Source organism: Rhodovulum sp. MB263, from assembly GCF_002073975.1.
GTDB lineage: Bacteria > Pseudomonadota > Alphaproteobacteria > Rhodobacterales > Rhodobacteraceae > Rhodovulum.
This window is the reverse complement of the sequence record NZ_CP020384.1, coordinates 1169802-1181482: the sequence shown is the minus strand read 5'-3', so window position 1 is coordinate 1181482 and position 11681 is coordinate 1169802. Positions and strand designations below refer to the sequence as shown.

Genomic DNA, 11681 nt, shown 5'->3' with positions numbered 1-11681 from the left:
CTCCTCGCTCTCGGCCCCGGCCCAGGCCCGTTCGGGCGATCTGATACAGCGGTTTGGGCGCCATGAGCAAGGGAGCGGCTGCCCGGACGGCGTTTTCGGCGCAGAGCTGCGGCACCCGCAAATATTCGTCAATCATATGCCGCAATACTCGGGCCTTCTCGACGCGAAAGGATGACACGTGCCATGCGACACAGCCGCGCCATGTCCGCCATGTCTGCCATGCGCCTCCTCGCCCTGGTCGCAGTCCTGCTGGCGGGCAGTGGCCCCGCGCGCGCCGAAGATCCCTGCCCGATGCATAACTGGCTGGTCTGGATCTATGTCGAGGGCGAGACCCTGGCCCGCACCGGGCCAAGCATGTTCCGGCTCGAAGAGGCCCGCAGCCTTTCGAAAGCCATTGCCAGCGCCGATCCCGACCGGCTCGCACGGGTGATGACCATGGCCGGGCTCGAAGAGGGGCTGCCGGTGGTCTCCGGCTACATCGCCCTGGTGGCCGAGAGGCTGCGCGTCGTCCCGGAGCCGCCCGATGCCGGCGCCGTGGTCCGCCGGATGCAGAGCTATCTGCAGCAATTGCGCTGCCGCGCCGACCCGGACTGGCGCGCGGGCCTGAAGCTCTCCGCGACCGGCGGCCTCGCGGGAGCACGCCGTTCGGGCAACGGGGGCGGCGACGGGCGGGTCGGCGCGCCGCACCCCCTGAGGACGGACAATGCCGCTCCACCGCAACGAGCCATCGCCAACCCGGCCGGGCAGGACCTGCTGGCGCTCTCTCCGGACGCGCCGCCCGAGACCGCCGCCATCGGCGCCCCCGCCCCCGGGGACGACAGCCCCGCCAATACCGAGCAGCGGCTTGAGGCCCGGCCGGACTTTTCCAGGGAAGCGATCAACGAGGGCCAGATCGGCACCCGGCTTCCGACAACGTCGAAACCCTTGCAACCCGCCCGGGCAACGCCTTGGATCGCCTATGCCGCGGCCGGGCTCGGCGGTCTGGCCCTGGCCGGAGCAAGCGTTTTCTACGTGCTTCGACACATGCGGCGCAGGACACCGCGGACGCTTTGCCACATGAACACCTATCTGCGGCTGTCCGACAGCCGAACCCCGGCCGTGGCGGTCGACATCAGCCCCAACGGCGCCAAGCTGCACCTGACGACCGTCCCCGAACCGGGAGAGCGCGGCACGCTCGAACTAAGCGATCTCGAGATTGGCTGCCGCGTCAGCTGGTCGACGAACTATTTCGTCGGCCTGGCCTTCCTCCGCACCCTCAGCAAGGCCGAATTTGAAAACCTGCTGAAATGGCATCGCTGGGAGCCCTCCTCCTCGGACATGCCCGATTACAACGGCGCATCGAACGCCGCCATGGACCAGACAGCAAGGGCCTAGCTGCATTCCCGGCCTGCACAGGCGTCGCGCCGGAGGCCGGGTCTCGGCGACGGATTATCGCATCGGCGGAGAAGCCGGGCGCCCCGACCGCAAACGCGCCCGGACGAAATCCGGATCGCGGCACCGCCCCCCTCGCACCGAAAGCCCGTGACGCCCCAAAGCACGGTCTTTCGCGCGGATCTGCGGTATCAAGGAACCCGGAGCCGCCATGCCGAAGGCCCCGGCGCTTGTGATGGGTGCCGCACCGGCGCCCGGCTCGGATCAACCCAATCGGTAAGCCCTTTGCCAAATGCCGCAGGATCACGGCGTTCACCGACAGCTCTTTCGCGGGCACATCCGCGACCTGCCGGCCGCGGCCCGCTTGCGGCAGCGCCGAGACCTCGTCTCGGCAATGACGGGCACGCGCGGCGCAGCGGGCAGGCGGGTCCAGGAGAGCCGCAGCGCTCAGGCGACGCCCCCTCCGGCGGACAAGCGCGATGGTATCCGCCCATCGCAGGAAAGCCAGGAGAGCTGGGATATCTTTGAAAAACACCGGCAGCCGCCGAGTGGTCGCCAAAGTGTGGAATGTCGTTCTCCAAAGAGACGGAACAGATCCGTTTACGAGGCAGAGACCAAAAGGCGGAACCATACCCCATAAGTTGGCACTCTGGGTGACGGTAAGCGAGGTTTCAACATAGTACTGGATAGTACTGGCCAATCCGCCCCGGCCCGAAACCTGGGCGGCCCTCGGCTGCGTCCTGCACGGCGCCGAGAGCCAGCCCCGGCCGGGCGGCCATCCGACCGGCGGATTCCCTCGCGCCGATCCGCGCCCGGGCCTCCCCCGGGCCGGTTTCTCTGTCGATGATTGTCCGGTAGGGTCAATGCGGTCAGGGGCCGTCCCGAGGGGCTCCCGCGAACGCCCCGCCCTCTGCCGCGCAGGGAGTTCCTTCCCTTCTGTCACGGCAAAGGCGCCAGCGTCCCCGCGGCGCGGCCGGGACCGCTCGAAAACCGACGACAACCGCCAAGCAGGGCTTCGCCGTCATCATCCGTGACAGGGCCCGACAGCGCGCGGGTGCCGGGGCCGGAGCCGTGAGGAAGCACGGAAATCGCCTTCGGCACGGTATCTCCGCGCGATCCAGACACGGCACAGGGCCGCGGGCGCACCGGCCGGCTGCCGGGCCGACCGGCTTCAGAGACCGAGCCCGCGGAAGACCGCCGGAAGGCTGTCGGGCAGATCCTCGGCAATGAGGCCGGGGCCGAAGACCCGGGCTGCCTCGACATGCAACCAGGCCCCGGCCATGGCGGCCTCGAAAGGCGGGCGGCCGCGGGCCAGCAGGCCCGTGACGATCCCAGCCAGAACGTCGCCCGCCCCGGCCGTCGCAAGCCAGGGCACGGCGCGGTCGTACAGCGCGGCATGCAGCGCGGCCCGGCCATCGGGCGCGGCAATCGCGGTATCCGCGCCCTTCAGGAGCACCACCGCCCCGGACCGGGCCGCCGCGGCGCGCACCGCGTCGATCCTGGAAAAGCCCGGGCCGCAGGTCGGCCGGCCGGAAAGCTTCTCGGCCAGATCGGGGAAGAGCCGGGTGAATTCGCCGCCATGCGGGGTCAGCACACAACCGCCGTGAAGCCTCGAAAAGAGGGCGTCCTGCTGCGCCAGAAGGCTCAGCGCATCGGCATCGAGCACGAGCGGGCGGCCGCTGTCGAGCGCCAGCCCCAGAAGCCCGGCCTCGCGCGATCCGGTGCCGAAGCCAGGCCCGAGGCCGAGCGCCGAAATCCGCGGATCCTCCAGCAGCGCAAGCAGATCCCCGGCCTCCTCGACCCGGCGCAGCATCGCCGCGGTCAGATGGGCCGCGCATTCGGCCAGCGCCTCCGCGGGCGCGCCCAGGGTCACCAGCCCCGCCCCCACCCGCAGCGCGCCGCGCGCGGCCAGCCGGGCCGCGCCGGTGCGCCCCGCGCCGCCCGCCAGCACCAGCGCATGGCCGTGGCTGTATTTGTGCCCGCCGACCGCGCCGGCCTTGCCGATCTCGTGCCCCGGCGCGCCGACCAGCGTCACCGACCCGGGACAAGGGCCGGGATCGAGCCCGATATCGGCCACCACGATCCGGCCGCAAGAGGCGCTGCCCTCGGCGGTGAACTGGCCGATCCGGGCGCGATGAAAGGTCACGGTCAGCGCGGCGGGCAGCACGCCACCGAGATCGCGGCCACTATCGGTGCAGAGCCCGCTTGGCATGTCGATCGCCAATGCCCGTCCGCCCGACGCGCGGAAACGGGCCATCGCCGCCGCCATATGCCCGGCGATGGGCGCGATCCCGCGGCTGCAGCCGCTGCCGAACAGCGCGTCGATCACGAGATCGCAGCCGCCCGCATCGAGCCGACCGGCCAGCGCCGCATCGTCCCAGGGCCGCACGCAGCCGAGCGCGACCCAGCGGTCGTAATTGAGCCGCGCATCGGGCGGCAGCCGGTCGGGTGCGCCGAAGAGCGACAGCTCCACCTGCCAGCCGCGTTCGGCCAAAAGCCGCGCCACCACGAAGCCGTCGCCGCCATTATTGCCGGGACCGCAAAGCACCAGCGCCGAAAGCGGAACGGTACCGAGATCGGGCCAGTGCGCCAGCGCCGCATCGACCACGCCCTCGCCCGCGCGCTCCATCAGCGTCCTGCCATCTGCATCGCCTCGCGCCAGAGCCTCGGCCTCGATGGCGCGCATTTGGGCAGCAGTCAGAAGCTCGGACATGGTTTTCCCCGAAAAGCGTTTCCAATTTGCTCATTAAGAAGGCATTGCGCTCAATTCATTGGCGGCACCGCAAGATTCCATGAATGCCAAACTTTCGGACCATCCTAGCCAATTGTGCCCCTTCGGGGAAAGTGGTCTGTCGGGCTTCGAACCATACCAAGAGGGAGTCGCGCGCCGTGAAGAAGATCGAGGCGATCATCAAGCCCTTCAAGCTGGACGAGGTCAAAGAGGCGCTGCAGGAGACGGGCGTCCAGGGTCTTTCCGTGATCGAGGTCAAGGGCTTCGGCCGCCAGAAGGGCCATACCGAACTCTATCGCGGCGCCGAATATGTCGTCGATTTCCTGCCCAAGGTGAAAATCGAGATCGTCCTGCCCGACGATCAGGTCGATGCCGCCATCGAGGCCATCGTCGCCGCCGCCAAGACCGAGAAGATCGGCGACGGCAAGATCTTCGTCTCGCCGGTCGAGCAGGCGATCCGCATCCGCACCGGCGAGACCGGCGAGGACGCACTCTAGTCACCCGAACCAAGCGCGCCGGGTGCGCCCGGCCAGGACGCGACCAAACCTAAAGACAGAGGGGAAGTAGGTCACATGAGCAAGAACAAGGTTCTCGAGACCATCAAGGACGAGGATGTCGAATATGTCGACATCCGCTTCACCGATCCGCGCGGCAGGCTGCAGCACGTGACGGTGATGGCCGATCAGGTCGATGAGGATTTCCTGGACGAAGGCTTCATGTTCGACGGCTCGTCGATTGCCGGCTGGAAGTCGATCGAAGCCTCCGACATGAAGCTGATGCCCGACCCGGACAGCGCCTATATCGACCCGTTCTATGCCGAGAAGACGCTTTGCGTGCATTGCTCGGTGGTCGAGCCCGATACCGGCGAAGCCTATGACCGCGATCCGCGCGGCACCGCCGAGAAGGCCGAAGCCTACCTGAAATCCTCGGGCATCGGCGATGTGGCCTATTTCGGCCCCGAGGCCGAGTTCTTCATCTTCGACGACGTGCGCTATGCCGTTTCGCCGAACAAGGTCGCCTTCTCCATCGATGTCGAGCATGCCGCCTGGAACACTGACACCGAATACGAGTCGGGCAACCTCGGCCACCGTCCGACCTACAAGGGCGGTTACTTCCCGGTGAACCCGTCCGACGAGGGCCAGGACATCCGCTCGGAAATGCTGTCGACCATGAAGCAGATCGGCATGAAGGTCGACAAGCACCACCATGAGGTGGCGACCTGCCAGCACGAGCTGGGCATGATCTTCGACAGCCTGAAGAAACAGGCCGACAACCTGCAGAAGTTCAAGTACATCATCCACAACGTGGCGCTGGCCTACGGCAAGACGGCGACCTTCATGCCGAAGCCGATCGCGGGCGACAACGGCTCGGGCATGCATTGCAACATGTCGATCTGGAAGGATGGCAAGCCTCTGTTCGCCGGCGACCAGTATGCCGATCTCAGCAATGAAGCGCTGTGGTTCATCGGCGGTCTGCTCAAGCATGCCAAGACGCTGAACGCCTTCACCAACCCCTCGACCAACTCCTACAAGCGGCTGATCCCCGGTTTCGAGGCCCCCGTGCTGCGCGCCTATTCGGCCCGCAACCGCTCGGGCTGCATCCGTATCCCGTGGACCGAGAGCCCGAAGGCCAAGCGCGTCGAAGCCCGCTTCCCCGATCCGTCGGCGAACCCCTATCTGTGCTTCTCGGCGCTGCTGATGGCCGGTCTCGACGGTATCCGGAACAAGATCGATCCGGGCGAGGCGATGGACAAGAACCTCTACGACCTGCCGCCCGAAGAGCTGGAAGGCATCCCGACGGTCTGCGCCTCGCTGCGTGAAGCGCTGGAGAGCCTCGAGAAGGACCACGACTTCCTGCTTGCGGGCGACGTCTTCACCAAGAGCCAGATCCAGGGCTACCTGGAGCTGAAGTGGGAAGAGGTCTATGCCTTCGAGCACACGCCGCACCCGATGGAATACAAGCTGTATTACAGCTGCTGACCCGGGTCCTTCGGACCTGCGAATTCCGGGAAAAGGGCGCCTTCGGGCGCCCTTTTCTGTCCGCGGTTTCGGCCAACGCGCAAGGCACGGCCGGAACGCATCCGGGCATCGGAAGATCCCGGCTCAAGGCGGATCGAAGGCCCGCCCCGACCGACGCCACATGCCGCGCGGCGGAAAGGCAATGGTGCAACAGGCGGGCCCCGCAAGAGCTGCGTCTTGAGGCCGGCCGGAACCTCACCCCGGGCGGCCTCTGTCGCGGCCCTGAAAACGGGCAAGGGTAAGGCGGCGCGGTCGAAGGCCACGCAGGATCCGCCGACCGCCCTTGTCAGATCGGACACCGCCCCTTGCACGGAAGCGGCGAGCGGCCCGGACGAGGCGCAGTCATCCCAACATGCAGAAGGGGCGCGCCCCGCAGGCCGCGCCCCTTCCAATTCCTAAGATATCGGGTCGATCAGTCGCGGCCGATCAGCCGCCAGACCGCCGGAACCGCCAGCGCGGCCAGCGCCAGTTTCAGCGCGTCGCCCAGCAGGAAGGGCGTCACGCCCCAGGCCAGCAGCGGCTGGTCCCAGCCGTAGAGCTGGCCGAGCCAGATCACGCCGGGGATGTAGAGCACGACATTGCCGACCAGCATGGCCAGGGCCATCCGGCCCATCGAGCGGTCCCAGCCGGCGCGGGCGAAGGTGCCGAGCGTGAGGGCGGCCAGCGCATAGCCGACCAGATAGCCGCCGGTCGAGCCCATCATGTAGGTCAGGCCCGAGGCCTCGGCCGAGGTTCCGGCGAAGACGTCGAAGCCCAGCGCGCCGATGCCGAGATAGCCCAGAATGGTGATCAGACCGCGCCGCGGCCCGTAGGCGGCGCCCAGCGTCAAAACCGCGAAGGTGGTCATGGTCATCGGCACCGGGAACATCGGCACCTTGATATGGGCCGCCAGCGCCAGGACCGCGATCCCGGCCACGACCAGAGCCGCTTCCCGAACCAGGCGCTGGGCGCCGTTCCGGGGCATGATATTGTCGACAAGGACCTTTTCGGTCAGGGCATACGCCATTACGGTCACTCCCGTTGCAATTCGTTGCGTCCGTATTGCCCGAGCGCCGCTTCCGGCGCAAGACCCGGCGGGTGGCTGCTGCGGGCGCAGGCTAAGATTCTGGCCGGTAGCTGCTTTCCATCGCATAATTCTTTCGCGGGCCGCGCACGTCCCAGCGGCTCGACCAGCAGGGCCAGGCCGAGAAATCGTAGCGCACGCGGTAAAGATCGGGCGCGCAATCGTGCCGCGCCCCGGGCCGGGCGCCGGGGCCCAGCGCATGAAAGAAGCGGCCATCCTCGAACAGGACCTCGATCTCCTCTGCGCCCCCTCTCTGTCGCGCGCGCCAGAGATAGCGCCTTGTCGCGACCGCCGGCGGCCGGCCAGGGATCTCGAGCTGCCCGGTCTCGTCATAGACAAGGCCCGCCGCCGGAGCTGAACCGTCGGGAGCGAAGACCGCCCGGCCCGTCAGCCGCAGCACCTGCCCCGTCAGCCGGTCGTCGATCCGGCGCGTCAGCCGCCAAGCTCCCTCGAAATCCTGAAGTTCCGGCACCCTGCCCCCGCTTCTTGCCGCGCCTGCCCCCAGGCGGTATCAGACCGCGAACCCACGTCCAAGCGAAGGCTGCGCCCATGATCCCCCGCTATGCCCGCCCCGAGATGACCGCCATCTGGGAGCCTGCCACCAAATTCCGCATCTGGTACGAGATCGAGGCCCATGCCTGCGATGCCCAGGCCGAACTTGGGGTGATCCCGAAGGAGAATGCCGAAGCGGTCTGGACCGCGAAGGACGTGGTCTTCGACGTCGCCCGGATCGACGAGATCGAGGCCGTCACCAAGCATGACGTGATCGCCTTCCTGACCCATCTGGCCGAACATGTCGGCGCCGATCAGGCGCGTTTCGTGCATCAGGGCATGACCTCGTCGGATGTGCTCGACACCTGCCTCAACGTGCAGCTGATGCGCGCGGCCGACATCCTGATCGCCGACATGGACAAGCTTCTGGCCGCGCTCAGGCGCCGCGCCTTCGAGCACAAGGATACCGTCCGCATCGGGCGCAGCCATGGCATCCATGCCGAGCCCACCACCATGGGCCTGACCTTCGCCCGCTTCTATGCCGAGATGGAACGCGGCAGGCGGCGCCTCGAGGCCGCGCGCGAGGAAATCGCGACCGGCGCCATTTCGGGCGCGGTCGGCACCTTCGCCAATATCGACCCGGCAGTCGAAGAGCATGTCTGCAGGCAGATGGGGCTGAAGCCCGAGACCATCTCGACCCAGGTCATCCCGCGCGACCGCCACGCGATGTTCTTTGCGACGCTGGGCGTGATTGCCTCGTCGATGGAGAACATCGCCATCGAGATCCGTCACATGCAGCGGACCGAGGTGCTCGAGGCCGAAGAGTTCTTCTCGAAGGGCCAGAAGGGCAGCTCGGCGATGCCGCACAAGCGCAACCCGGTCCTGACCGAGAACCTGACGGGGCTGGCGCGTCTGGTGCGCATGACCGTGGTTCCGGCGATGGAGAACGTGGCGCTCTGGCATGAACGCGACATCTCGCACAGCTCGGTCGAGCGCGGCATCGCGCCCGATGCGACGGTGACGCTCGATTTCGCGCTGAACCGGCTCGCGGGCGTGATCGACAAGCTGGTGATCTACCCCGAGAACATGCTGGCGAACATGAACAAGTTCAAAGGGCTGGTGATGTCCCAGCGGGTCTTGCTGGCGCTGACCCAGGCCGGTGTCAGCCGCGAGGATGCCTATCGGCTGGTGCAGCGGAACGCGATGAAGGTCTGGGAACAGGGCAAGGACTTCAAGGAGGAACTGCTGGCCGATCCCGAGGTCACGGCGGCGCTGAGCCCGGCCGAGATCGAGGAGAAATTCGACCTAGGCTATCACACCAAGCATGTCGACACGATCTTCGCCCGGGTGTTCGGCGAAGCCTGAACCGGCGATCTCCGGCCCGGGCGACGGTGCCGGGGCCTTGGCGGGCGCGCCTCGGGCAGAGGCGCGCCCGCTGAATTTTCCGTGACTTCGGCAGGCGCTGATTCGTGTTACGCTGGGGCACCTTCAGGACGGAGATGCGACCCATGACCACCAGGACGATCCTTGCAGCGGCGACCCTTGCGCTTCTGCCCGCCCTCGCCTCGGCGGAATGCGGCTGGCAGAAGCGGATCAATGCCAGTCAGTGCGGCGAAGGCCAGATCTTCGACTCGGTCTCGGGCCAATGCGTGGACCAGACCACCAGCTGAGCCCTGGCCCGGCCGGCAGCACAGATCCGAAGGCGGCGCGGCGGAGGTGCCGCCTTCTTTCATGTGACCTTCGGGCGGCGTTTTTCTAAACCGCCCCGATCGCGACAAAATTCCTCACGAAATTCCGCAATGCGGGCGGTCTTCGATAACTCCGGCTTAACACCCGGGGATTATGCCTCTTGGTCAGGAAGACGGAGACCCACGTGCAGAGTTTCGGAGCCCCTATCGCCTCCAGCGGCCTGACCTCGCGCCAGAAGGCGGCCATTATCGTTCGTCTGGTTCTGAACGAGGGGATTGACCTGCCGCTTCATTCGCTCCCGGCCTCCGTGCAGACCGATCTCGCCGACGAAATCGCCAGCATGCGTTATATCGACGGCAATACGCTTCAGGGCGTGATCGAGGAATTCCTGTTGGAGATCGAGCAATTCGGCCTCTCCTTCCCGGGCGGGATGGAAGAGGCGATGCGGTTGCTCGGCGACCATCTGAGCCCCGAGGCCGCGGCCTCGATCCGCGCCCGCTTCGGGAGCGGACGCGGCGGCGACCCCTGGCAGACCCTGTCCGAGCTGCCCGCCGACCGCCTGACCGAACTTCTGTTGGCCGAAAGCCCCGAGATCGCGGCCGTGGCCCTGTCGAAACTGCCCAGCCCGATCGCGGCCAGCACGCTCGGCCGGATGCCCGGCCCCGAGGCGCGCCGCATCGCCTTCGCGATCTCACGCACCGCCGAGGTGCCCCCGGCCGCCGTGACCCGGATCGGCCGCGCCCTGGCAGAGCGGATCAATTCCGCGCCCGAACCCGCCTTCGAACTGGCGCCCGAGACCAGGATGGGCGCGATCCTCGACGTGGCCCCTGCGGCGACGCGCGAGGATGTGCTGGAAGGGCTGCGCGAAACCGATGCCGAACTGGCCGAGAAGGTCCGCCAGGCGGTCTTCACCTTCGCCGACATTCCTGACCGGCTGGACGAACGCGACGTGCCGGCGCTGACCCGCGCGATCGAGCAGACCAAGCTGATCACCGCCATGGCCGGCGCCGACGGGCGGACCGGGCCGGCGGTCGAGTACATCCTTGCCAACATGTCGCAACGGATGGCCAACCAGATCCGCGACGAGATCAACGAACGCGACGCCCCCGGCGCCGAGGAAACCGAGGCCGCGATGTCCGATGTGATCGCCGCGATCCGCAGCATGGAGGCGGCCGGCGAAATCAAGCTGCGAAAGTCGAGCAAGACCGCCTGAGGCCCCGATCCGCCGCCCGGCGCCGCAAGCACGGGGCGGCGCTTGTCGCCCGGGCGCCGGGGGATTATGTCTGCCTGCGCGAGACATCGCGGCCCGACGACGGATGGCGGCGGGCGCGATGCGAGGCAAAGCGCAGATCCCGGCCAGGCGGACCGGACAACGAGAGGAAACCGGTCCGATGGGCAAGCGGGACAGGCGCTCCAGGCGTCTTGGCGACTGGCTGACAGATCGGGTTGCACGCCTGCTGATCGGCACCGCCCTCGCCCTGCCCTATGAGCGCCGGGTTCCTTTTGGCGGCTGGGTGACACGTCGGCTGATTGCCCCCGTCGCGGGCTATCGCGGCCGGGCCGAGGCCAACCTGGCGATGATCTGGCCCGACATGCCCGCCTCCCGGCGCCGCCGCATCGCCGATCAGGTGGCCGACAATGCCGGCCGCACCCTGATCGAGAATTACTCGACCGAGACCTTCCTTGCCCGGATGGCCACGACAGAGCCGAAGGGCCCTGGGCTGGCCGCACTCGCCGCCGCGAAGCAGGCCGGACGCCCCGCCATCCTCGTGACCGGGCATTTCGGCAATTACGAGGCCGCCCGGGCCGCGCTGGTCGCCCGCGGCTACGAGATCGGCGGGCTGTACCGGCCGATGGCGAACCCGTTCTTCAACGCCCATTACGTGCGCACGATGGAGGCTTTCGGCGGCCCGGTCTTCCCGCAGGGACGGCGCGGCACCGCGGGCTTCGTGCGCCATCTGCGCAGCGGCGGCATGCTGGTCCTGCTGACCGACCAGCATGCCCGGCGCGGCGCCGAGCTGCGCTTCATGGGCCATCCCGCCCTGACCGCGCTGTCGGCCGCCGAGCTGGCCCTGCGCTACGATGCCGAGCTGATCCCCTTCTACGCGACCCGCCGCCCCGACGGGCTGAGCTTCGAGATCGAGATCGAGGCGCCGGTGGTACGCGCCACCCCGCGCGAGATGATGCAGGCCCTCAATAACAGCCTCGAGGCCCGGGTCCGCCATCATCCCGAACAATGGTTCTGGATCCATCGGCGCTGGAAGGCGCACTGAGCGCGACACGCAGCCGCGCGCCGGCAGAGACCGCCCGCATCGTT

The 11681-nt window shown here is 67.8% G+C and carries 10 protein-coding genes; 7 read left to right on the top strand and 3 right to left on the bottom strand.

Going from position 1 to position 11681, the window contains the following annotated elements; all coding sequences use genetic code 11:
• Positions 1–219: 219 nt before the first annotated feature.
• Complete coding sequence (locus B5V46_RS05650) at positions 220–1374, top strand: PilZ domain-containing protein (protein ID WP_196774356.1); 1155 nt, start codon at positions 220–222, stop codon at positions 1372–1374.
• A gap of 1168 nt (positions 1375–2542) precedes the next feature.
• On the opposite strand, the gene B5V46_RS05645 is transcribed toward B5V46_RS05650, so the two are convergent.
• On the bottom strand, positions 2543–4084 hold the full coding sequence (locus tag B5V46_RS05645) for an NAD(P)H-hydrate dehydratase (RefSeq protein WP_080615687.1): 1542 nt from the start codon (positions 4082–4084) through the stop codon (positions 2543–2545).
• Between the two features lie 176 nt (positions 4085–4260).
• On the opposite strand from B5V46_RS05645, the gene B5V46_RS05640 reads away from it, so the two are divergent.
• Both B5V46_RS05640 and glnA read left to right on the top strand, forming a co-directional pair.
• A complete protein-coding gene (locus B5V46_RS05640; protein ID WP_080615686.1) occupies positions 4261–4599 on the top strand; it encodes a P-II family nitrogen regulator in 339 nt (112 codons plus the stop codon).
• Positions 4600–4674: 75 nt separating this feature from the next.
• Positions 4675–6081, top strand: coding sequence for a type I glutamate--ammonia ligase (gene glnA, locus B5V46_RS05635; protein ID WP_080615685.1), 1407 nt, complete (start codon positions 4675–4677; stop codon positions 6079–6081).
• Positions 6082–6532: 451 nt separating this feature from the next.
• On the opposite strand, the gene B5V46_RS05630 is transcribed toward glnA, so the two are convergent.
• The gene (locus B5V46_RS05630) at positions 6533–7126 is read right to left on the bottom strand and encodes a biotin transporter BioY (RefSeq protein WP_080615684.1); all 594 of its coding nucleotides are present in this window, start codon (positions 7124–7126) and stop codon (positions 6533–6535) included.
• Positions 7127–7217: 91 nt separating this feature from the next.
• Positions 7218–7655 carry a DUF6314 family protein gene (locus B5V46_RS05625; protein ID WP_080615683.1) on the bottom strand — a complete coding sequence of 146 codons (438 nt, stop codon included), beginning with the start codon at positions 7653–7655 and terminating at the stop codon, positions 7218–7220.
• A 77-nt stretch (positions 7656–7732) separates the two neighbouring features.
• On the opposite strand from B5V46_RS05625, the gene purB reads away from it, so the two are divergent.
• The 4 genes from purB (at position 7733) to B5V46_RS05610 (ending at position 11637) form a co-directional block, all read left to right on the top strand.
• Positions 7733–9040 (top strand): adenylosuccinate lyase, encoded by a 1308-nt coding sequence (gene purB, locus B5V46_RS05620; RefSeq protein ID WP_080615682.1) that lies wholly within the window; start codon positions 7733–7735, stop codon positions 9038–9040.
• Positions 9041–9183: 143 nt separating this feature from the next.
• Positions 9184–9345: a hypothetical protein gene (locus tag B5V46_RS20180; RefSeq protein ID WP_196774355.1), complete on the top strand. Its 162-nt coding sequence runs from the start codon at positions 9184–9186 to the stop codon at positions 9343–9345.
• A gap of 203 nt (positions 9346–9548) precedes the next feature.
• A complete protein-coding gene (locus B5V46_RS05615) occupies positions 9549–10577 on the top strand; it encodes a flagellar motor switch protein FliG (protein WP_080615681.1) in 1029 nt (342 codons plus the stop codon).
• A gap of 178 nt (positions 10578–10755) precedes the next feature.
• Positions 10756–11637, top strand: coding sequence for a lysophospholipid acyltransferase family protein (locus B5V46_RS05610; RefSeq protein WP_080615680.1), 882 nt, complete (start codon positions 10756–10758; stop codon positions 11635–11637).
• Positions 11638–11681: the final 44 nt, after the last annotated feature.

Bases quoted from the DNA above. Each gene is read 5' to 3' on its own strand.
- B5V46_RS05650 (WP_196774356.1), top strand. From the start codon at position 220: ATGCGCCTCCTCGCCCTGGTCGCAGTCCTGCTGGCGGGCAGTGGCCCC.
- B5V46_RS05645 (WP_080615687.1), bottom strand. From the start codon at position 4,084: ATGTCCGAGCTTCTGACTGCTGCCCAAATGCGCGCCATCGAGGCCGAG.
- glnA (WP_080615685.1), top strand. From the start codon at position 4,675: ATGAGCAAGAACAAGGTTCTCGAGACCATCAAGGACGAGGATGTCGAA.
- B5V46_RS05630 (WP_080615684.1), bottom strand. From the start codon at position 7,126: ATGGCGTATGCCCTGACCGAAAAGGTCCTTGTCGACAATATCATGCCC.
- purB (WP_080615682.1), top strand. From the start codon at position 7,733: ATGATCCCCCGCTATGCCCGCCCCGAGATGACCGCCATCTGGGAGCCT.
- B5V46_RS20180 (WP_196774355.1), top strand. From the start codon at position 9,184: ATGACCACCAGGACGATCCTTGCAGCGGCGACCCTTGCGCTTCTGCCC.
- B5V46_RS05610 (WP_080615680.1), top strand. From the start codon at position 10,756: ATGGGCAAGCGGGACAGGCGCTCCAGGCGTCTTGGCGACTGGCTGACA.